The organism is Agromyces mediolanus (assembly GCF_023715325.1).
In the GTDB taxonomy this organism is placed as follows: domain Bacteria; phylum Actinomycetota; class Actinomycetes; order Actinomycetales; family Microbacteriaceae; genus Agromyces; species Agromyces mediolanus_A.
Genome location: NZ_JAMBNX010000003.1, coordinates 387403 through 408099, shown reverse-complemented (window position 1 = coordinate 408099; position 20697 = coordinate 387403). Strand labels below are relative to the sequence as shown.

At 71.7% G+C, this 20697-nt stretch carries 18 protein-coding genes and 1 tRNA gene; 14 read left to right on the top strand and 5 right to left on the bottom strand.

Annotated elements, in window-relative coordinates:
- Positions 1–6: 6 nt before the first annotated feature.
- From M3147_RS08130 to M3147_RS08120, 3 genes are all read right to left on the bottom strand, one after another.
- Complete coding sequence (locus M3147_RS08130; protein WP_308201051.1) at positions 7–624, bottom strand: ankyrin repeat domain-containing protein; 618 nt, start codon at positions 622–624, stop codon at positions 7–9.
- A 277-nt stretch (positions 625–901) separates the two neighbouring features.
- Positions 902–2158: an MFS transporter gene (locus tag M3147_RS08125; RefSeq protein WP_251202945.1), complete on the bottom strand. Its 1257-nt coding sequence runs from the start codon at positions 2156–2158 to the stop codon at positions 902–904.
- The gene (locus M3147_RS08120) at positions 2151–2828 is read right to left on the bottom strand and encodes a FadR/GntR family transcriptional regulator (RefSeq protein ID WP_251202944.1); all 678 of its coding nucleotides are present in this window, start codon (positions 2826–2828) and stop codon (positions 2151–2153) included. The genes M3147_RS08125 and M3147_RS08120 overlap by 8 nt, the downstream gene beginning before the upstream one ends.
- A gap of 107 nt (positions 2829–2935) precedes the next feature.
- Between M3147_RS08120 and M3147_RS08115 the strand changes: the two genes are divergently transcribed.
- From M3147_RS08115 to M3147_RS08080, 8 genes are all read left to right on the top strand, one after another.
- Positions 2936–4030: an amidohydrolase family protein gene (locus tag M3147_RS08115; protein WP_251202943.1), complete on the top strand. Its 1095-nt coding sequence runs from the start codon at positions 2936–2938 to the stop codon at positions 4028–4030.
- 76 nt (positions 4031–4106) lie between these two features.
- Positions 4107–5735, top strand: a complete 1629-nt coding sequence (locus M3147_RS08110; RefSeq protein WP_251202942.1) for an ABC transporter substrate-binding protein — start codon at positions 4107–4109, stop codon at positions 5733–5735.
- A 3-nt stretch (positions 5736–5738) separates the two neighbouring features.
- Positions 5739–6689 (top strand): ABC transporter permease, encoded by a 951-nt coding sequence (locus tag M3147_RS08105; protein WP_251202941.1) that lies wholly within the window; start codon positions 5739–5741, stop codon positions 6687–6689.
- Entirely contained in the window at positions 6686–7576 is an 891-nt protein-coding gene (locus M3147_RS08100) for an ABC transporter permease (RefSeq protein ID WP_251202940.1), read from the top strand. The genes M3147_RS08105 and M3147_RS08100 overlap by 4 nt, the downstream gene beginning before the upstream one ends.
- A complete protein-coding gene (locus M3147_RS08095; protein ID WP_251202939.1) occupies positions 7573–8427 on the top strand; it encodes an ABC transporter ATP-binding protein in 855 nt (284 codons plus the stop codon). The genes M3147_RS08100 and M3147_RS08095 overlap by 4 nt, the downstream gene beginning before the upstream one ends.
- The gene (locus M3147_RS08090; protein ID WP_251202938.1) at positions 8424–9281 is read left to right on the top strand and encodes an ABC transporter ATP-binding protein; all 858 of its coding nucleotides are present in this window, start codon (positions 8424–8426) and stop codon (positions 9279–9281) included. Before M3147_RS08095 ends, M3147_RS08090 begins: the two co-directional genes overlap by 4 nt.
- Positions 9278–10774 carry a chlorohydrolase family protein gene (locus tag M3147_RS08085; protein WP_251202937.1) on the top strand — a complete coding sequence of 499 codons (1497 nt, stop codon included), beginning with the start codon at positions 9278–9280 and terminating at the stop codon, positions 10772–10774. Before M3147_RS08090 ends, M3147_RS08085 begins: the two co-directional genes overlap by 4 nt.
- 162 nt (positions 10775–10936) lie before the next feature.
- Positions 10937–13222 carry a transglycosylase domain-containing protein gene (locus M3147_RS08080; RefSeq protein WP_251202936.1) on the top strand — a complete coding sequence of 762 codons (2286 nt, stop codon included), beginning with the start codon at positions 10937–10939 and terminating at the stop codon, positions 13220–13222.
- Positions 13223–13242: 20 nt separating this feature from the next.
- Here M3147_RS08080 and M3147_RS08075 read toward each other — a convergent pair whose 3' ends face one another.
- Positions 13243–13881 carry an MBL fold metallo-hydrolase gene (locus tag M3147_RS08075; protein ID WP_251202935.1) on the bottom strand — a complete coding sequence of 213 codons (639 nt, stop codon included), beginning with the start codon at positions 13879–13881 and terminating at the stop codon, positions 13243–13245.
- Positions 13882–14060: 179 nt separating this feature from the next.
- On the opposite strand from M3147_RS08075, the gene M3147_RS08070 reads away from it, so the two are divergent.
- Positions 14061–14136, top strand: a tRNA-Glu gene (locus tag M3147_RS08070).
- Between the two features lie 138 nt (positions 14137–14274).
- On the opposite strand, the gene M3147_RS08065 is transcribed toward M3147_RS08070, so the two are convergent.
- Positions 14275–14769, bottom strand: a complete 495-nt coding sequence (locus M3147_RS08065; protein WP_251202973.1) for a YqhA family protein — start codon at positions 14767–14769, stop codon at positions 14275–14277.
- Positions 14770–14985: 216 nt separating this feature from the next.
- On the opposite strand from M3147_RS08065, the gene M3147_RS08060 reads away from it, so the two are divergent.
- From M3147_RS08060 to M3147_RS08040, 5 genes are all read left to right on the top strand, one after another.
- Positions 14986–16008, top strand: coding sequence for a TerC/Alx family metal homeostasis membrane protein (locus M3147_RS08060; RefSeq protein ID WP_251202934.1), 1023 nt, complete (start codon positions 14986–14988; stop codon positions 16006–16008).
- Positions 16009–16134: 126 nt separating this feature from the next.
- Positions 16135–16998: a PP2C family protein-serine/threonine phosphatase gene (locus M3147_RS08055; protein WP_251202933.1), complete on the top strand. Its 864-nt coding sequence runs from the start codon at positions 16135–16137 to the stop codon at positions 16996–16998.
- Positions 16995–18167, top strand: a complete 1173-nt coding sequence (locus tag M3147_RS08050) for an FHA domain-containing protein (RefSeq protein WP_251202932.1) — start codon at positions 16995–16997, stop codon at positions 18165–18167. Before M3147_RS08055 ends, M3147_RS08050 begins: the two co-directional genes overlap by 4 nt.
- On the top strand, positions 18167–19849 hold the full coding sequence (locus M3147_RS08045; RefSeq protein WP_251202931.1) for a serine/threonine-protein kinase: 1683 nt from the start codon (positions 18167–18169) through the stop codon (positions 19847–19849). The genes M3147_RS08050 and M3147_RS08045 overlap by 1 nt, the downstream gene beginning before the upstream one ends.
- Complete coding sequence (locus M3147_RS08040; protein WP_251202972.1) at positions 19846–20565, top strand: hypothetical protein; 720 nt, start codon at positions 19846–19848, stop codon at positions 20563–20565. The genes M3147_RS08045 and M3147_RS08040 overlap by 4 nt, the downstream gene beginning before the upstream one ends.
- Positions 20566–20697: the final 132 nt, after the last annotated feature.

Sequence of the window (20697 nt, the reverse complement as noted above, 5' to 3'; positions counted from 1 at the left end):
GCGGGATCAGCCAGCCGCGTCGAGCTCCGCGACGATCGCCGTGAATCCGAGCCGTTCGGCGAGCCGCCGGGGCAGCACGCCGTCGCCGTCGGGGATGGACGGGTCGGCCCCGGCGGCGAGCAGCAGCCGCACGGTCTCGACGTGGGCGTCGCCGCCGGAGCCGAGGACGATGGCCTCGTGCAGGGCGGTCCAGCCGAGCCGGTTGACGTGGTTCACGGGCACCCCGGCGTCGAGCAGGATGCGGACCGTCGAGACGTAGGCGTGCTCGCTCGCCGGGATGAGGGCGGTGCCGCCGTAGCGGTTCGTGCTCGCGACGTCGGCGCCGTGCTCGAGCGTGAGCAGGAGGATGTCGTCGAGCCCCTCTGCGCCCGCGTACAGGAAGGCCGAGTCCTCGATGCCGTCCTTCGCGTTCGGGTCGGCACCCCCCTCGAGCAGCGCCCGCACGAGGTCGGCGCGCTCGGCACGGGTGGCGGTGACGACGACGGGCCGGGCCTCGGCGTCCCGGGCGTCGGGGTCGGCGCCCTGCTCCAGGGCGCGCTGCACCTCGGCGAGATCGCCGGCGGCGGTGGCGGTGACGAGGAGGGCGGTCGCTTCGGCGGGCGGCATGGTGGGCGGGACGGGCATGGGAGTGGCCTCCTCGGTGGGGGTCGCGGTCGCGGGCGGTGGGGTACGGGTCGGTTCCGGAGCGGGGGCGGCGCACCCGGCGAGGGCGAGCGCCCCGGCCGCCGCCAGTGCAGCCGCGGCCAGCATCGGGGCGCGCGGCCGCCCGGCGCGGCGAGACGGGGACGAGGCGCTCCGGGTCATCCCAGGACCCCCTCGACCAGTCGGCGGCCGTCGGCGACGGCTCGATCACGACGGGCGACGGCGGTCTGGCCGCCCCAGGGGCGGATCTCGGTGAGCATCATGTGGTGGACCTCCTCGTGGTCGCGGAATCGGTGGTGGGTGTGGTGGCCGGAGCCGGCCCGGCCGGCACGCGGGGGGCGGGGCGGCCCGCGACGATCCCGAAGGCGAGCTGGGCGACGGCGACGAGCACGAGTCCGGCGATGACGGGGGTCCACGGCACGCCGGCCGACGTCAGGGTGCCGAGCAGTAGGGGGCCGAGCGCCGCGACGGCGTAGCCGACGCCCTGGGCGACGGCGGAGAACGCGCTGGTGCGGGCGATGTCGGGAGCGCGGGCGACGATGAGCCCCACGGCGAGGCCGAAGGCAGCGCTCTGCGCGACGCCGAGCACTCCGACGAAGACGGGGGCGAGGGTGATCGGGGCGAGGGCGAGCCCGAGGATGGCGAGCACGGATCCGCAGGAGACGACCGCGATCACGCCCGACTGGGTGCGGAACCCGGCCGCGATGGTCGGGGCGAGCAGGGCGGCGGGGATGCCGGCGATACTCATCCAGGCGAGCAGCAGTCCCGCCTGCGAGGGAGCGAGGCCGCGGTCGATCGCGATCGTGGGCAGCCAGGCGGTGAACGCGAAGTAGATGAGCGCCTGACTGGCGAAGAAGCCGGTGACCGACCACATCCGAGGGGCCCGCAGGATCGAACCGGTGCGGCCGGCGGTGCCCGTCTCGGGGGCCGTCGATGCCGCCCGCGTCAGACGCGGGGCCACCGTGCACGCGAGCACCGCCGCTGCAGCCACCGGAAGTCCCCAGAGCCCGACGGCGATGCCGGCGTCGTCGCCGACCGCACCGAGGATCGGGACGGCGAGTGAGGCCCCGAGGGCGGCGCTGGCGCCGAAGGCCGCCGTGTACACCCCCGACCAGAGCCCGTGGCGGCGACCCAGGTGGGTGCGGACGAGCTGAGGAGTGAGGATGCCGAGCAGGGAGATCGATGCCCCGACCACGACGGTGCCGGCGAGCAGCGGCGCGGCTCCGAACGGGCGCAGCAGCATCGCCGCGGCGAGGGCGGTGAGGAGGAGGGCGGCGGCTCGGTCGGCGCCCAGGCGCCGGGCGAGCGGGGGAGCCAACGGCGCGGCGAGGCCGAACAGCAGCACCGGGATGGTGCTCAGCCAGGCGGTGCCGATCGCGCCGAGCCCGAAGTCGCGCTCGAGCTCCGGCAGGAGGGCGGAGACGCTCGTGATGGGCGAGCGCACCGAGAGGCCGATGCCGACGACGAGGGCGCCGGCTGCGAGCGGCGCGCCGACTCCGGCGCGCCGCTCAGCCATCGAGTGACTGCTCGCTCTGGTCGAGCACGCCGACCGCGGCGGCGGAGGCCGCGTCGACGTCGGCCCGTTCGATCGCGCGGAAGAGCGCCTCGTGCAGGTCGGCGGTGTTCGGGTCGGCGTTGTTCGAGAGACACGAGTTCTGGGCGACGGAGTGCCGGAGCGAGGCGTCGAAGCTCGCATAGAGCCCGACGAGCAGGCGATTGTGGGAGGCCGCGGCGACCCCGAGGTGGAACGCGACGTCGTGGTCGGCGAACGCTTCGACGTCGTGATCGCGGATCGCCGCCCGTCGGCCCGCGAGCGCATCGCGGAGCGTGGCGAGATCGGCCGCGTCGTGGTGGGTCGCGGCCTCTCGGGCCGCGAGCACGTCGAGCGCCCGCCGCACGGAGAGCACCTCCCGGGCGTCCGCGACGTCGATCGTGCGCCTGAGCGCGACCTCGGTGGGGTCGTCGGCGACGACGTAGGTGCCGTCGCCCTGACGGGTCTCGAGCAGGCCGAGCTGCACGATCGAACGCACGGCCTCGCGGACCGAGGGGCGACTGACCCCGAGTTGCTCGGTGAGTTCGGCCTCGGTCGGGATGCGCGAGCCGACGGGCCAGGAGCCGGAGGTGATCTCGGTGTGCAGGCGGTCGACGACCGTGTCGACGAGCGAGCGGCGCTGGATGGGTTCCACGATTTCCATTCTCTTTCTTCGCGAATGTATGGTTATCATACATCTGACAAATCGCCCGGAGCGACCGCCACGCGTCGAGCCGCGGCGAACGAAGGAGTTCAGCACGGATGTCCGCACTGGTCACGACGCACGAGTCTTCCCCCGATCCGCAGCGCCTCGACGGCCGCGTCGTCGCCGCGGGCCTCGTCGACGCCCACATCCACCCGGACAAGTCGAGCTGGGGCGGCCCCTGGATGTCGCGGGCGAACGCGACCCGACTGCCGGAGTTCATCGCGAACGACCTGGCGACGCAGCGGGGCTACACCCGCAGTGTCGAGGAACGCGCGCACGCGCTGCTGCAGAACGCGCTCGCGAACGGCACGCTCGCGATGCGTGCCCACGTCGACGTGTCGAGCGAGCTCGGCTTGCGCAACGTCGAGGGCGTCCGTGCCGCCGCCGAGCGGCTGGCGCCCTGGCTCACCGTGCAGATCGTCGCGTTCCCGCAGTTCGGGCTGCTGACGAACCCGGGCACCGAAGCGGTCATGGCCGCCGCCCTCCACGCCGGCGCCGACCTCGTGGGCGGCATCGACCCGCTCGGCCTGGAGGGAGATGTCGCCGGCCACCTCGACGCGGTCTTCGGCCTCGCCGAGCGCAGCGGCCGAGACCTCGACCTGCACCTCCACGACGGCGGGGAGCCGGGCCTGGCTCAGATCCGCCAGATCGCGGAGCGCACGATCGCCGCCGGGATGCAGGGGCGGGTCACGGTGAGCCACGCGTTCGCGCTCGCCGACGCCTCCGCGCCCCGGCTCGGCGAGACGCTCGACCGCGTCGCGGCCGCCGGGCTCTGGGTCACCACGTGCGCGCTCGGCGACGACCCCGTGCTCGACCCGGCGCTCCTCGACCGGCACGGCGTCGACCTCGCCCTCGGCTCCGACGGCGTCCGCGACTCCTGGACCCCGTTCGGCACCGGCAGCATGGTCGACCGGTCCCACCTGTTCGCCTACCGCACGGGCGCCATGACCGACGCCCAGCTCGAACGCTGCTACCGCGCGGCTTCGACCGACGGCGGCCGCCTCCTCGGCATCCCCGAGCTCGCGCGCCCCGTCGACCACGACTCGCCCACCCATCTCGAGTTCGCCGGCGAGTCGCTCGCCCAGGTGGTCGTCGATCGCCCCGCGCCGACCGCGGTGCTCCGCGACGGTCGCCCCGTCCCCGGGCGCTGAGCCGCTCAGCGGCCCCCAACGCCATCCGGCGCATCCCCCCACCCAGATAGTCCGACACACCGACAAAGGAGTTCCCGTGTCCCGACGCCGCATCACCGTCACGACGGCCGTCCTGGCCGCCGCCGGTCTCGCCCTCACCGCCTGCACCGCTCAACCGGCGAGCGAAGAGGCCGGCCTCACGGTCGACCTCTCGAACCTCGCCACCACCACCGAACCCGGCACGCAGCCCGTCGACCTCGTGAAGTGGAACCTGCCCTACGAGCCGATGTCGCTCGACCCCATGTACACGTTCAACTACGCCGAGAACACCGTCGTCGCGAACCTCTGCGACAGCTTGGTGCGGATGAAGCCCGATCTCAGCACCGAGCCCGGGCTCGCCGCGACGATCGAGCAGCCGGACGACACGACGATCGTCTACACCCTCCGTGACGGCGTCACCTTCTGGGACGGCACCCCGCTCACCGCGGAGGACGTCGTCTATTCCCTGCAGCGGCAGACCGGCGAGACGTCGACCAGCTACTTCGCGAGCTACTTCCAGAACGTGGCCTCGATCACCGCCACCGCCCCGAACCAGGTCACCGTCGAGCTCAGCCAGCCCGACGTCCTCTTCACCCAGGCGATGGCCACCGCGGCCGGCGCCATCGTGTCGAAGGCCGCGGCGGAATCGGCCGGCGACGCGTTCGGCACGCCGAACGGCGGGCTGCAGTGCACCGGGCCGTTCTCACTCTCCGCGTGGAACTCCGGCAAGAGCATCGAGCTCGCCGCGAATCCGGGGTACTGGGACCAGGCGCTGGTGCCGAAGGCCGCCGCGCTCGAGTTCAGCTTCATCGCCGACGAGTCGACCGCCGTCAACGCCCTCCGCACGGGTGATGTCGACGGCCAGTTCTTCTATCTCCCGCCCGCCGGCCTCACGCAGCTCGAGCGCAGCGACGAGGTGACCACCACCTACGGCAAGTCGCTCGTGTTCTGGACGATGACCACGGCGAACTTCGAGGGCGGTCTCGGCGACGCGCGGATCCGTCAGGCGCTGTCGCTCGCGATCGACCGGGCCGCGCTCACGAAGGTCGTGTTCCAGGGCGCGGGCATCCCCGCGACGTCCTTGGCCGGGCCGGACTACTGGGGCTACGAGCGCGACGCGTTCGAGGCGGCCTACAGCGAGTTCTCCGCCGAGCCCGACCTCGAGCAGGCGAAGGCGCTCGTCGCCGAGGCCGGCACCGTCGCCCCGATCGTGCTCGCCGTGCAGGGCAGCTCGGCCGTGCACGAGCAGACGGCGAACGTCATCCAGGCGGCCGGGCAGTCGATCGGCCTCGACATCCAGACCAAGGTGATCCCCGTCGAGCAGTTCGGCAACCTGTACTTCGACCCGGCCGCCCGCGAGGGCATCGACGGCTTCTTCACGACGAACTACGGCAGCTTCGCCGACGCGCTCGACGTGTACCAGTTCTTCGCGAGCACCGACAGCCACAACTACACCGGCTGGGACCTCGCCGACGAGCAGCTCTTCGCCGCCCGCGCCGAGACCGACGACGCGGCCCGCGCGGCAGCGGTGATCGAGGCGCAGCAGATCATCACGGAGGAGCTGCCGTGGATCCCGCTCGCCTACGAGCCCGTGACGCTGGTGCAGAACGACCGCATCTCCGGAGCGACCGCCTCGCTCGCCTACCTCTACGCGCCGTGGGCCGCCACGATCGGTGGGACGGAGTAACCGATGTCCTTCGGTGCCTATCTGGCGAGGCGCGCGGGCGGCCTGCTGCTCGTGCTCCTCGTCACCTCCTTCATCGTCTTCGGCCTGCTCTACCTCGCCCCGGGCAGCCCGCTCGCGTTCATCCTCGGACCGCGCGGCGGCACCCCGGAGCAGATCGCGGCGGTCACCGCCCAGTACCACCTGAACGACCCGTTCTTCGTGCGGTACGTGGCCTGGCTCGGCGACCTCCTGCGCGGCGACCTCGGCTATTCGATCGTCTACCGCCAGGATGTCTCGGCCCTCATCTCGAGCCGGATCGGCACGACCCTCGCGCTCGTCTCGATGGCCGCGCTGATGATCGCGGTCGTCGGCATCGCGGCGGGGACGTTCGCCGCGCTCCGAGGCGGCTGGAGCGACCAGCTCACCTCCACGCTCGCGGCGATCGGGCTCTCGACGCCGTCGTTCGTCGTCGGCGTCGCGCTCATCAGCGTCTTCGCCGTCGGTCTCGGCTGGTTCCCGACGTTCGGCTCCGGCAGCGGCGGGGTGAACACCCTCGTCCACCTCGCGCTGCCGGCGGTCGCCCTCTCGGTCGCGAGCGCCGCGTACCTCGCGCGCATCACCCGGGCGTCGGTGCTGGAGGAGCGCGGGCGGGAGCACGTGCAGACGGCGACCGTCCGGGGCCTGGCGCCGGGCTACATCGTCCGCCACCACGTGCTGCGGAACTCGCTCGTCCCGATCGTCACCGTGCTCGGGCTCACCATCGCCACCCTCATCGCGGGCGCCGTGGTCGTCGAGAACGTCTTCGCGCTCGACGGCCTCGGTTCCCTGCTCGTGCGGGCCATCCTGCAGCGGGACTTCGCGGTCGTGCAGGCGGTCATCCTCGTGCTCGTCGTCGCGTTCGTCGTCGTGAACGCCGTCGTCGACGTGCTCTACACCTTCATCGACCCGCGCATCGTCCTCGGGAGCCGGAAATGACCACCCCGTCCACCACCAGCCTGGCCGTCGCCAGGGTCGTCGGAGAACGCCGCACCGCGGGCCTGCTCCGGACGACCGGCGGCCGCCTCGGCGTCACCGGCTGCATCGCCGCCGGCATCCTGCTCGTCATCGCGCTCGCCGCGGCGTTCGCCCCGGTGGTCGCGCCCTACGACCCGGACTTCCCCGACCTGCTCGCGTCGCTGTCCGGGCCCACGCCGGCGCACCTGCTCGGCACCGACGCCCTCGGCCGTGACATCCTGTCCCGGCTGATCTGGGGTGCACGGATCACCCTCGCCGGTCCCGGCCTCGTCATCCTCATCGCCACGGTCGTCGGCACGCTGCTGGCGTTGCTCGCGGCGTGGCGCGGCGGGCGCATCGACACGGTGGTCAGTTGGCTGCTCGACGTACTCTTCGCCGTGCCGGGCATCGTGTTCGCCCTCATCGCCGTCGCGATCTGGGGCCCGAGCCTCATCACCGTGGTCTGCGGACTCGCGATCGCGTACGTGCCCTACGTCGCGCGCGTCGTACGCGGCGCCTCGTTCCGCGAACGCCACATGCCCTACGTCGCCGCAGCCTGGCTGCAGGGGCAGTCGGGTGCCGGCATCACCTTCACCCAGATCCTCCCGAACGTCCAGCCGATCGTCGTCGCCCAGGCGGTGTCCTCGCTCGGCTTCGCGGTGATCGACCTGGCCGCGGTCTCCTTCCTCGGCCTCGGCGTGCAACCCCCGACCGCGGACCTCGGCCTCATGGTGAAGAGCGGATTCGACTCGGTGCTGCGCGGCCAACCGACCGAGGCGATCGCCGCCGGCAGCCTCATCGTCCTGATCGTCTGGTGCGTCACCGTCATCGGCGACCGCCTCACCTCGAGTGCACGGAGCATGCGATGACCGACCACCTGCTGCGACTCGACGACGTGCGCGCCACCCTGCGCCTGCGCGGCGGCGAGCAGACCCTGCTGAACGGCGTGAGCCTCGAGATCGGGGCGGGGGAGGCGCTCGGACTCGTCGGCGAGTCCGGTTCCGGCAAGTCGCTCACGACGCGGGCGATCACCCGCATGCTCGACCCCGCCTTTCGGGTGAGCGGCGAGATCCTCTTCGACGGGGTGTCCGTTCCCCGGATGAACGCCCAGGCGCTGCGCCGCTACCGACAGCGCGACGTCGGCATGATCTTCCAGGACCCGCGCGCCCATGTGAACCCCGTGCACCGCGTCGGCGACTTCCTCACCGAGGCCCTCGTGCGCGACCGCGGGGTGGACCGTCGTGAGGCCGAGCGACGCGCCGTCGAGCTGCTCGACGAGGTCGGCGTGCGCAATCCGGAGCACCGCCTGCACCAGTACCCCCATGAGCTCTCCGGCGGACTGCTGCAGCGCGTGATGATCGCGAGCGTGCTCCTCGCCGAGCCGAAGCTCATCCTCGCCGACGAGCCCACCACCGCCCTCGACGTCACCGCGCAGTCCGATGTCATGGCGATCCTCGACGAGCAGCGCCGCGCACGTGGACTCGCGCTGCTCTTCATCACCCATGACCTCGAGCTCGCGGCCGCCTGCTGCGACCGGCTCGCGGTGATGTACGCGGGCGAGATCGTCGAGCAGGGTGCGCACGTCTACGACGCGCCGACGCACCCGTACACGATCGAGCTGCTCGGCGCCCGGCCGAGCATCGAGCACCGCGTGGAACGGCTGCCCGTGCTGCGCTACGACCGGGCCACCCACGAACTGCTGAAGACGGAGGCATCATGATCGGCACCGACGGCCGGCCGGGGGCGCACGAGACGGGGGAGCCGATCGTCGTCGCGCGCGGGCTCCGAAAGGTGTACCCCGGCCCAACCAAGGACGATCCGGTGATCGCCGTCGACGACGTCTCCTTCGAGCTGCACCCGAACGAGTGCCTCGCGATCGTCGGCGAGTCCGGCTCCGGCAAGACGACGGTCGCCCGCATGCTCGTCGGACTGGAGACGCTGACCGAAGGGGAGATCAGCGTCGGAGGCGAATCACGGGCGCGAGGCGTCCGCCGGCTCGCCGACCGACGGCGGTGGGCGCGCGAGGTGCAGTACGTGTTCCAGGACCCGTACTCCTCCCTGAACGGGAGACAGCGCATCGGCGACATCGTGGCCACGAGCGTCGGCCTCCACGCCGGAGCCTCGACGACCAGACGGGAGATCCGCGGACGGACGCTCGACATCCTCGATCGCGTGGGGCTCGACGACCGCTTCGCCGAGAAGCACCCGCACCAGCTGTCCGGCGGGCAGCGGCAGCGCGTCGCGATCGCTCGCGCGCTCGCCGCCGACCCCGCCGTGATCGTGCTCGACGAGGCCGTGGCCGCCCTCGACGTCTCGATCCAGGCCCAGATCCTGAACCTGCTCGCCGACATCAGAACGTCCCGCGAGGTGAGCTACCTCTTCATCTCCCACGACCTGGCCGTCGTGAATCAGATCTCGGACCGGATGATCGTGATGGAGCAGGGGCGCGTCGTCGACCAGGGGCGAACGGCCGAGCTCCTCGCCGATCCGGTGCACCCGTACACCCGGGCGCTGCGGGCCGCGGTGCCCCGGCCGGGCTGGAAGCCGGTCCGTCGCGAACGGCTGGCGTCGTGAGCACTCGGCGCACCCTGGTCACCGCCGACTGGGTGATCACGGAGCACGAGGGGCGCTTCGCGCAACTGCGGGACGGCGCGGTGCTCGTGGAGGGCGGCCGCATCGCGGCGGTCGGTCCCGCCGCGGACGCCGCGTTCGACGTTCCGGTCGACGACCGCTTCGCGCTCGGCCGGAGCGTGCTCCTGCCCGGGCTCATCGACCTGGACGCGCTCGCAGATCTCGACCACCTGCAGCTCGACGCCTGGGGCGACGCCGCTCACGAGCAGCGGCTCGGCTGGTCGGCCGACTACGCCCGATCCGGCCGGCGCGAGGTGCTGTCCGCCGAGGACCGCTCGACGATGCGCCGCGCCGCGCTCGTCCAGCTCGCCCTCCACGGCATCACGAGCTTCGCCCCGATCGCCGCCGAGGTGCACTCGGCCTGGGCGGAGACGCACGACGACCTCCTGGACGTGGCACGCCTCGCGTCCGAGCTCGGCCTGCGATCGTTCCTCGGGCCGAGCTACCGCTCGGGGGTGCACGTCACCGAGCGCGACGGCAGCGCCGGCATCCACTGGGACGACGAGCTCGGCCGACGGGGGCTCGCCGACGCGGTGCGCTTCCTCGACACCGTCGACGGGCTCGACGACCCCCTCGTCACGGGCATCCTCGCCCCCTGCCGGATCGAGACGCTCCGGGAGGACCTGCTCGCGGAGACCGGTCGGATCGCCGCAGAGCGCGGGATCAAGGTGCGGGTGCACGCCTTCCAGGACCACGCCGAGCGCGCGCTGATCGCCAGGGCGAGCGGCACCACGCCGCTCGGGCTGATCGAGCGGGCCGGCCTGCTCGGCGAGCGGCTCATCCTCGCGCACGGGGTCTACCTCGACGTGCACCCCGAGGTCGCGGGCGAGGACCGGGGCGATCTCGCCGCGCTCGCCGCGGCGGGCGCGAGCATCGTGCACTGCCCGCTCACGAACGCGCGCTACGCGTTCCTCCTCGAACGGCTGTCGCAGTACCTCGACGCCGGGGTCAACATCGCGCTCGGCACCGACTCCTTCCCGCCCGACCTCATCCGCGGCATCGACGCGGGCGTGCACCTCGCGAAGGCGCAGCACGGCGACCTGTCCCGCGGGCTGCTCGCGGAGTACGTGACGGCGGCGACGCTCGGCGGGGCACGCGCGCTCGGCCGCCCGGACCTCGGCCGCCTCGCCCCGGGGGCGAGTGCGGACCTCGTGGCGTTCGGGCTCGACGACTTCCGCGCCGGGCCGATCGACGACCCGCTGCGGGCGCTCGTCCTCTCCGGATCAGGGCGGGACACCAGGTTCAGCATGGTCGCGGGCCGCCCGATCGTGGTCGACGGGACGATCCCCGGCGTCGACCTCGGTGCCCTCGCCGCCGAGAGTCAGCGCATCTTCGAGCGCCTGCGCGCCGGCTACGCCGAGCGCGACGTCCGCCCGGAGGAGGGGCCGCTCTTCCCGGGGGTGTTCCCCGAGGCGACGGCGACGGTGCTCGGCTGACCCGGTGGCCCGCCGCGGCCGGAGGCCGAGCGAAGCTCAGGGACACGCCGCGATCGGGGTGAGGCTGGACATGGCGGAGCCCCTGCGCTTCCATTGACGGAGGGCCCCTCGTCCGGGGGACCGCGAGCGCATCGCTCAGCAGTATCGGGGGGACAGGCTCGGATGGATCGGAATCTCCGCAATCGTGACTTCGTCGATCGGCGCACGCCGCTCGGTGTCCTCGGCGGGTTCCTCGGCCTGATCTGCGCCTCTGCGGCCGCGGCCGCGCTCGTCGTCGCGGGGATCACGCCGGCCATCGGGCTCGTCGGGGTCGGCGCCACTCAGTCGATCGGGTTGTTCGAGAACCTGCCGGGCTACCTGGAGATCGACGAGCCGTCGGAGAAGAGCAACATCTACGCGGTCACGAACGAGGGGGTGCCGACGCTCATGGCCTCCTTCTACGAGCAGAACCGGGTCGAGGTCGGGTGGGACCAGGTCAGCCAGTTCGTGAAGGATGCCACCGTCGCGGGCGAGGACCCGCGGTTCTACGATCACGGTGGCGTGGATGTGCAGGGCACGCTCCGCGCCGCGGTGAAGACGGTCAGCGGCGGCAACACGCAGGGCGGGTCCTCGATCGCCCAGCAGTACGTGAAGAACGTCCGCGTCCAGAAGTGCGAGACCGAGTCCGGCGACGCCGCCACCGCGGAGGCCGAGGAGCAGGCGACGGCCGAGGGCCGCGAGCTCACCCCCGAGGAGCGCAGCGAGCTCGTGGCAGCGGCGAAGGAGAGCTGCTACGAGAAGGTCACCGAGACGAGCCTCGACCGCAAGCTGCAGGAGGCCCGTTTCGCGATCGGAGTGGAGAAGCGGTACTCGAAGGACCAGATCCTGCTCGCCTACCTGAACATCGCCGGCTTCGGCGGCACCGTGTACGGCATCGAAGCCGCCGCCAACTACTACTACGGCACAACCGCCGCCGGGCTCACCCTCGCGCAGGCCGCCTCGCTCGTCGCGATCGTGAACAACCCCGAGAAGTTCCGCATCGACCGGCCCGACGACGAGCGCAACGGCGTCGCGAACGAGTACCGCACCAATACCGACCGCCGCAACTACATCCTCCGCGAGATGCTGAAGCTGAAGAAGGTCACTCAGGCGGAGTACGACGAGGCCATCGCGACGCCGGTGACGCCGAACATCGTGGAGCCGAGCACGGGGTGCCAGACCGCGGGCGCGAGCGCGTACTTCTGCGACTACGTGAAGACGATCCTGCAGACCGACCCCACCTTCGGTGAGGACGGCGAGGAGCGGCTCGCGAACTTCCGCCGCGGCGGATACCAGGTGTACACCACACTCGACCCCGATCTGCAGGCCGCCGCGGTCGCCGCGATCGAGGAGAACGTCCCGCAGACCTACCCCGGCTGGGATCTCGGCGGCGTGATCTCGAGCGTCGAGGTGGGCACCGGGCGGGTGCTCGCGATGGCGCAGAACAAGATCTACAGCCAGGACCCGACGGTGCTCGCACAGGGGCCGCAGTACACGAGCATCAACTACAACACCGACTACGAGCAGGGCGGATCGAGCGGCTTCCAGCCGGGATCCTCGTACAAGGTCTTCACGCTCGCCCAGTGGTTGAACGAGGGCCACGCACTCAGTGAGCGCGTCGACTCCCGGCCGAAGTCCAACTGGGGCTCCTTCCAGGACAGCTGCGTCGGCGGGTACGGCGAGGAGGGCTGGGCCCCGAAGAACGACGCGAACGAGTCCGGTGCCGCCTATACGGCGCTCGAGTCGACGATCGGGTCGATCAACACCGGCTTCGTGGGAATGGCCAAGAAACTCGATCTCTGCGGCATCCGGAAGACCGCCGAGGCGTTCGGCGTGCACCGCGCGGACGGGGGCCCGCTCCAGCAGTTCCCCTCGACGATCCTGGGCACGAACGAGATCGCGCCGCTCACGATGGCCGTGGCCTACGCGGGCATCGCCAACGACGGCGTCACCTGTTCGCCGATCGCCATCGACCGGATCGTCGACCGGAACGGCGAGGAGCTGCCGGTGCCGAAGTCGAGTTGCCGGGCCTCGGTCGCGCCCGAGGTCGCCGCAGCGATGCACTACGCGATGAGCCGGGTGATGACGAGCGGAACGGCGTACGCCTCGAATGCGGCGGTGGAGCCGCACGTGCCGCTCATCGGCAAGACGGGCACCACCGACGGCAACAAGGACACCTGGATGGTCGGGGCCAGCACGAGGGTCGCCACCGCGGCCGCCGTCGTGAGCGTGAACGGCGACGCGAACCAGCGCGGGATCTACTTCGACAGCGGCCGGGCTGCCGAGGCGAGACACCGGATGTGGCCGCGGGTCATGTCGGTGGCGGCCGCGAAGTACGGCGGGGGAGAGTTCACGATGGCCGGTCCGGGGGCGGTCAGGCCGCGTGCAGGCGAGACCGGGACCGCGCCGGACTCCGGCACCGGCCGCTAGGGCTTCACCGGCGGCACGGCTCAGAACTCGAGCGTGTCGCCCGGTTCGAGCGCGAGGTACTCGCCGCCGCCGCGCTCGGTCGCCCAGGCCAGTCGGGCGTTCGAGAGGTCCTTGCCGGCGCGGGAGAGCAGCATCTCGTGCGTCGGGAACGCCCGCTTCGGCGCGACGCGCTCCACGTAGTCCATCGACTCGCTGAGCTTCATCCACGGCGCCGCCGCGGGCGCGGCGAGCACCTCCACGGCGGCCCCCTCGGGGCCGGCGAACGAGTCGCCGCCGTAGTACAGGGCTTCGTTCACGAGGACCCCGACGTTGTCGATGACGGGGATCGAGGGGTGGATCACCGCGTGGCGGCCGCCGAAGAAGCGAAGCCGGAAGGGACCGAGCTCGCGCTCCTCGCCGGCGCTCACGGTTTCGACCGGATAGTCGCCCGCCGCCGCCGCGACTCCCGCCGGTCCGAAGAGCCGGGCATCGGGGCTCTGCTCGAGGATGCGGTCGAGCTGGGCCGGTGTCCAATGATCGTCGTGTTCGTGCGTGATGACGACCGCGAGCGTGCCCTCCGCGTCGGTGATCGGCGTCGTGAACTTGCCCGGATCGATGAAGAGCCGGACGCCGGATTCCTCCAGGATCAGTGCGGCGTGCTCGAGCTTCGTGAGGCGCATGTTCCGAGCAAACACCCCGCACCGCCGGTGCGCAAGCACGCGGAACGAGGGGCCGGCGAGGCCCCCGGTGGTGTGCTCGGAAACCGTCCCGGTCGAGCGTCCCGCTCGATTTGGAATGTGCTCCGAACGTGTGCCATACTCTTCGAGTTGCCAAAAACGGAACGAGATTCCGAAGACACGGCCCCATCGTTTAGCGGCCTAGGACGCCGCCCTCTCACGGCGGTAGCGCGGGTTCAAATCCCGCTGGGGTCACCACTGGCAACACGGCAGAAAGCCCTCGCGAACGCGGGGGCTTTCGTCGTTTCCAGGGGGTGCGCGGTCGCCGCCTCCGGATACGACGGATGCCCCGGCGCATCGATCGCTCCGGGGCATCCGTCGGTCGTCGCCGAGGCGTCAGCTGCGGGCCGGGACCTGCTCGTGATCCGACGCCGCCGAGCGGGCCGGGGCCGGTGCGAGCTGCTCCGCGCCGACGACGGGCACCGGGACGCCGTCGTGGGTCTCGCCGGGGTGTCCGCGGTGATAGGACATCCGGTCGATCCAGGCCAGTGCGAGCGCCGAGAGGATGAACACGCAGTGGATGGTGACCTGCCACATCACGCCCGTGGAGGTGTACTCCTCGCCGTTCTCGACGGCGCCACGCTCGGTGATGGCGCCGACGCCGATGAAGGTCTTCAGGAGATGGATCGACGAGATGCCGATGATCGCCATCGCGAGCTTCACCTTCAGCACGTTCGCGAACGTCTCGTAGCCGCCGATGATGACCATGATCAGCAGGTTCGCGATCATCACGACGTCGATGAGCCCCAGCACGACGAGCATGATCTGGGCCTCGGTGAGTGCGTGCTCGAAGTTGAAGACGCCCTCGACGAGGTGCCAGAGCTCCTTCAGGAAGATCGGTCACCTCGAATTCCGGGGGTACGAGTCTCTGGCCGCGGGTCCGCTAGACTTCCCGGAGCGAAGGGGAGTATCCCGCGGCGTGCGAACGCCGTGAGCCACGATCGTCAATACGAACGCCGATGAAGACGTTCCGGGCGTGGCAGTGCGAGAGCGCGGAGGAGAGACTTTCGGGTTCCGCCGTACCCTCCACTCCCCGAAAGGCCGCCTGTGCTCGAGCTCCCCATCTGGTTCGAAGTCGGATCCCTCGTGGTTCTGACCCTCATCCTCGTCGCCGACCTGCTGCTGGTCGTGAAGCGACCGCACGTGCCCTCGTTCAAGGAATCGACGCTCTGGGTCGTCTTCTACGTCGTGCTGGCGCTGATCTTCGCCGGGCTCATGTTCATGCTCGGCGACGCCGAGCACGGCGGGCAGTTCCTCGCCGGCTGGCTGACGGAGTACAGCCTGTCGATCGACAACCTGTTCGTCTTCGTCATCATCATGGCGAAGTTCCAGGTGCCGCGGAAGCTGCAGCAGGAGGTGCTGATGGTGGGCATCATCCTCGCCCTCGTGCTGCGCGGCATCTTCATCCTGCTCGGCGCCTCGCTCATCGAGAACTTCAGCTGGATCTTCTACCTCTTCGGCGCCTGGCTCGTCTGGACGGCGATCGGGCAGATCCGTGGCGGGCACGACGACGAGGATCAGAAGGACTCCTTCCTCATCCGCAGCCTCCGCCGCCGGGTGCGCCTCTCCGACGACTACGACGGCGTGAAGCTCCGCACCACGATCGACGGCCAGCGCTTCTTCACCCCGATGCTGATCGTGTTCGTCGCGATCGGCACGACCGACCTGCTGTTCGCGCTCGACTCCATCCCCGCGATCTTCGGCATCACCCAGAGCCCGTTCATCGTCTTCACGGCGAACGTGTTCGCGCTGATGGGGCTGCGCCAGCTCTACTTCCTGCTCGGCGGCCTGCTCGAGCGCCTCGAGTACCTGAAGTACGGCATCGCGTTCATCCTCGCGTTCATCGGCGTGAAGCTCGTGCTGCACGCCATGCACGTGAACGAGCTGCCGTTCATCAACGGCGGCCACCCGATCGAGTGGGCGCCGGAGATCTCGACGTGGACCTCGCTCGGCGTGATCCTTGCCGCCATGCTCGTCGCCACGGTCGCGAGCCTGGTGAAGGCGCGGATCGATGCTCGCCGCCGCGGCCACACGCTGATGGAGGAAGTGCCGCACTTCACGGAGGACTGACAGTCCGCCGTCAGCTTCGACCGAGCCGAACGGGCCGGGCCGCGCGGCCCGGCCCGTTCCTCTTGGTAGCGTGGTCTCCGGCTCGCGCGCGACCGGCGTGACCGAGCCGGCCAAGGGGAGGCGAGCGTGGCGATCGACGACGAGGGGCGCACAGCACTGCCGCACGGCGGGGCGGTGATCGCCCACAGCGCGTCGAGCGATGTCGGCCGGGTGCGTCAGGTGAACGAGGACGCCTACCTCGCCGATGCCCCCGTGTACCTCGTCGCGGACGGCATGGGCGGGCACGCGAAGGGCGACGCTGCCAGTCGCGCGGTGCTCGAGACCTTCCGCCGGCACCTCGAGTTCGGACGCGCATCCACGCCCGAACAGATCCTCGACGCGATCCACTCCTCGAACGAGGCCGTCCGTGCCCTGAGCGACCACGGCGAGCTCGGCACCGCGGTCGCCGGCACCACCCTCGCCGGCATCGCCCTTGTCGACGCGGGCCCGGGGGAAGGCTTGCGCTGGATGGTGTTCAACGTCGGCGACTCACGCGTCTACAACTGGGACGGGCGGCGGCTCCGGCAGGTCAGCGTGGACCACTCGGCCGTGCAGGAACTCGTGGACGCGGGCGTCATCCGGCAGTCGGAGGCGGAACGGCACCCCGAGCGGAACGTCATCACGCGCGCGCTCGGTGCTGAGGAGATCGTCGAGCCGGACGTGTGGCTGCTCCCGAGCGAGGGCCGGCAAGTCTTCCTCATCTGCTCCGACGGCCTGACGAAGGAGCTCGACGACCACGCCATCGGCGAGGTGCTCGCGACGGGCGGCGGGCACGCCCACGGGCTCGCCGGCGAACTCGTCGATGAAGCGCTCGCCCGTGGCGGACGCGACAATGTCACCGTCGTCGTGGTCGAGGCGCAGAGCGGCTCGCACGAGGTCGACGAGGAGACGACGCGGGACCGGGCCCCGGTTCCCGAAGACACCGTGCCCAGGGAGGGCGACGCCGCATGATCCGTTACACGCCGGATGCGGCGACGAAGACGCTCGCCATCGTGCGGGGCGAGGCCGTGCTCCTCGTGCCGGTGCCGGCCTGGACCGCGCACCCGGGACTCTGGGAGGCGCTGGGCGCCGCCGATCCGGTCGAGGCCGTGCTCGGCGAGCTCGCCCGGGACGGCATCGTCGCGCTCCCGGACTTCGCCCTCGTCGTCGCCGTGCCGGGAAGCCTGCGCGTGGTCGTCCGCGGCGGCTTCCGGGTGCGCACGGCGGGCGACACCGTGACCGCCGCCGGGGTGTCGACCTGGCACGAACGCGCCCTGGAGACTGACGCGGTGTTCGAGGTGCTCGCCCCGTTCGCCCGCAAGGGCGCCGGAGTGGGCCCGCTGCCGATGGTCGAGGGCGTGGTGCCCGCGCACGCGGTGAGTCGCGGCGAGCTCGACGCGCAGGACGCGGAGCCCGGGGCGGAGCCCCGATCCAGCGTCGCGCGGGACGCGGAGCCCCGGCCGGAGGCCGAGCCCGAGGCCGAGCCCGAACCCCGCGTCGTGCGGGACGTGGAGCCGGAGCCCGGCCCGGAGCCGGAGCTCGAGCTCGAGCTCGAGCCCGAGCCGGTCGCCCCGGAGCACACGCTCGTGCCGGCCGACGACGAGACCATCGTCATCGGAACGGGGGCCGGGAACGGCATCGCGGCCGCCGCCGCCGCGAGCGAACCGACGGCCGCCCCCGTGACCGGCGACCACGACGGACTCACGGTCGCGGTGACCAAACTGCAGCGGCTCCGCCGCGAGCGGGTCACCGGCCCGCTCGCCGCCGACGGCGCCGCGCCACCGAGCCCCGAGCCGGAGGCGCCCCGGCTGCGGCTCGTGCTCGACGACGGACGCGAGGAAGTGCTCACGGGCGAGATCGTGCTCGGTCGTTCGCCGAGCGCTGGCCGGTCGAGCGGGACCTCGTTGCCGAAGCTCGTGCAGATCGGCGTGGGCGACCCGGACATCTCGCGCTCCCACCTGCGCCTCGCGGTCGAGGGCGGCACCGTGGTGGTCACCGACCTGCAGTCCCGCAACGGCACGACGGTCGTCCAACCCGACCGGGCGCCCGTGAAGCTCCGCGCCGGCGAGGCGACCCCGGTGCTCGCGGGCACGCTCATCGACCTCGGCGGCGGCTGCACGATGCGCGTGGTGGCCGACTGATGCGTCGCCAGCCCAGTACCCCGCCGGAACTGCCCGGCTATCAGTACGTCGACCTGCTCGGCTCCGGCGGATTCGCCGACGTGTTCCTGTACGAGCAGCGGCTGCCTCGGCGGCGCGTGGCCGTGAAGGTGCTCATCGCCGACGAACTGTCCCGCGACACCCGGGCGCAGTTCGTCGCCGAGGCGAACCTGATGGCCCAGCTCTCGGCGCACCCCTACATCGTCACGATCTTCCACGCCGACGTCGCGGCCGACGGCCGCCCGTACTTCGTCATGGAGTACTGCTCGGGACCGAGCCTCGCCGCGCAGCTGAAGCGCCAGCCGTTCCAGGTCGACGCCGCGCTGCGCACCGGCATCCGGCTCGCCAGTGCGGTCGCGACGGCGCATGCGGCCGGAATCCTGCACCGGGACATCAAACCCGCCAACGTGCTCACGAACGACTACGGCTGGCCGGCGCTCACCGACTTCGGTATCTCGTCGACGCTCGAGGGCGAACTGCCGGTGCATACGATGACGTTCCTCGGCGGCGGCGCGGAGACCGGGTCGACCGGCGGCGCGCAATCGGCCATCGGCCTGAGCGTTCCGTGGTCGCCGCCGGAGCTGTTCGACGACGATCCGCGCCCCGACACCCGGAGCGACGTGTATGCGCTGGCCGCGACCGTGCACACGCTGCTCGCCGGACGCTCGCCGTTCGAACTCCCGGGCCGACCGAACGGGTCGCTCGACCTGATCGGCCGGATCGAACGCGGCGCGATCACCCCCATCGATCGTGACGACGTGCCGCAGAGCCTCCAGTCCGTGCTCCGGAGGGGCATGGCGGTGCGCCGCGAGCAGCGCTACGCGAGTGCCGTCGAGTTCGCGCGGGCGCTGCAGCGGATCGAGCTCGAGCTCGGCTACGCCGCGACCGCGATCGAGGTGCCGACGCAGCTGCTCGCCGAGCAGAGCGCCGATGCGGCCCCCGCAGAGGACGGCGCCGACGCCACTCGCGCGCGAGTCGCCTCCATCCAGGCGCAGCCCGCCGCCCCCGACGCGGACGCGACTCGCGCGCGCGGTCCCGTGACCGTGCCCGCGCAGCTTCCGACGGCGCCGGCGCCGGCACTGGCGCCGGCGACGGCCGCGCCGGAGCCGCCCGCCGAGGAGCAGACGCTCGTGCGACCCCGTCAGGCGCAGCGGCCGACCGCCCCACCGCCGTCGAGCGCAGCGCACGGAACGTTCGCGACGCCGGCGGCCGACGCCGCGGCGGGGACGACGCAGCCCGCAGCGCAGCGCCGACGCTCGCGCCTCGGCCTCGTGATCGGCATCGCCGCCACACTGGTCGTGGTCGCCGCGGTCGGCATCGCCGTCGCCCTCTCCGGCCAGCTCGCCGGTCCGCCCGAGGCGAGTCCTCCGGCCGCGGTCGACGGCGAGGACGCGATCGCCGGTGCGCAGGTGCCGTCGCCCGTGGTCGCCGACGGCGTCGCCTCGGCGGACGGCACCGAAGTCGTCTTCGCCGTGTCGCACGACGACGCCGCGGACGGCGACCGCTACCGGTGGAGGCTGGCGGACGGGTCCGGCTCGACGGAGGTCGCGGACGGACCGGAGATCGTGGTGGCGCCGGTCGCGCCCGGCCAGCGGATCTGCATCGACGTGCAGGTGCAGCGGGGGAGCAAGACGAGCGAGAGCGTGCGGGGGTGCACAGAATGAGGCCGTTGCGGATCGAGTTCTGCGGGGAGTGGTACACCGTCGAGGAGGGCGTGCCGTTCGGCATCGGTCGCGAGGCCGAGCTGGTGATCGACGAGAACCCGTACCTGCACCGCGTCTTTCTGACGCTCAGGGCCGAGTACGGCTTGTGGTGGCTGGACAACGTCGGTCAGCTGCTCTCCGCGACGGTGTCGGACGCGACCGGCAGTGTGCAAGCGTGGCTCGCGCCGGGCGCACGACTGCCGATCGTGTTCCAGACGATGCACGTGATGTTCAGTGCCGGATCCACCGCGTACGACTTCACCGTGCACGCCGAGGACGACTTCTACAACACCTCGCTGACCGCCGAGACGTCGACGGCCGGCACGACGATCATGCCGGTGTCGCTCACGCCGAGCCAGCGGCTGCTCGTGCTCGCCCTCGCGGAGCAGGTGCTCGTGCAGCCGGCGGGCCGGGCCACGGTGCCGAGCTCCGCGGAGGCCGCCGAGCGCCTCGGGTGGAGCATGACGACGTTCAACCGGAAGCTCGACAACGTCTGCGAGAAGCTCGACAAGATCGGGGTCGAGGGGTTGCGAGGCGGCCGCGGCAAGCTCGCGACGAACCGTCGGGCCAGGCTCGTGGAGTACGCGGTGGCGACACGTCTCGTGAGCGCGGACGAGCTCCCGCTGCTGGATCGGGCGCGTGAAGAGTCCGACGAAGCGCGCGCGGCGGAGGCCTGACCGGCCGGCGGATGCCCCGCCATGGGGAGTCCTCCCCGTTTGGGGGGCGCCCCTCCGCATGTTAGGTTGATGCCCGGCCCGGCACGCTCCACCTGAGGCGACCGGGCCGTTTCGACGACGACCCGACGACGG

Coding starts and splice junctions, on each gene's coding strand:
- M3147_RS08075 (WP_251202935.1), bottom strand. CDS start 13,881: ATGCGCCTCACGAAGCTCGAGCACGCCGCACTGATCCTGGAGGAATCC.
- M3147_RS08080 (WP_251202936.1), top strand. CDS start 10,937: ATGGATCGGAATCTCCGCAATCGTGACTTCGTCGATCGGCGCACGCCG.
- M3147_RS08050 (WP_251202932.1), top strand. CDS start 16,995: ATGATCCGTTACACGCCGGATGCGGCGACGAAGACGCTCGCCATCGTG.
- M3147_RS08100 (WP_251202940.1), top strand. CDS start 6,686: ATGACCACCCCGTCCACCACCAGCCTGGCCGTCGCCAGGGTCGTCGGA.
- M3147_RS08115 (WP_251202943.1), top strand. CDS start 2,936: ATGTCCGCACTGGTCACGACGCACGAGTCTTCCCCCGATCCGCAGCGC.
- M3147_RS08040 (WP_251202972.1), top strand. CDS start 19,846: ATGAGGCCGTTGCGGATCGAGTTCTGCGGGGAGTGGTACACCGTCGAG.
- M3147_RS08090 (WP_251202938.1), top strand. CDS start 8,424: ATGATCGGCACCGACGGCCGGCCGGGGGCGCACGAGACGGGGGAGCCG.
- M3147_RS08095 (WP_251202939.1), top strand. CDS start 7,573: ATGACCGACCACCTGCTGCGACTCGACGACGTGCGCGCCACCCTGCGC.
- M3147_RS08125 (WP_251202945.1), bottom strand. CDS start 2,158: ATGGCTGAGCGGCGCGCCGGAGTCGGCGCGCCGCTCGCAGCCGGCGCC.
- M3147_RS08105 (WP_251202941.1), top strand. CDS start 5,739: ATGTCCTTCGGTGCCTATCTGGCGAGGCGCGCGGGCGGCCTGCTGCTC.
- M3147_RS08130 (WP_308201051.1), bottom strand. CDS start 624: ATGCCCGTCCCGCCCACCATGCCGCCCGCCGAAGCGACCGCCCTCCTC.
- M3147_RS08045 (WP_251202931.1), top strand. CDS start 18,167: ATGCGTCGCCAGCCCAGTACCCCGCCGGAACTGCCCGGCTATCAGTAC.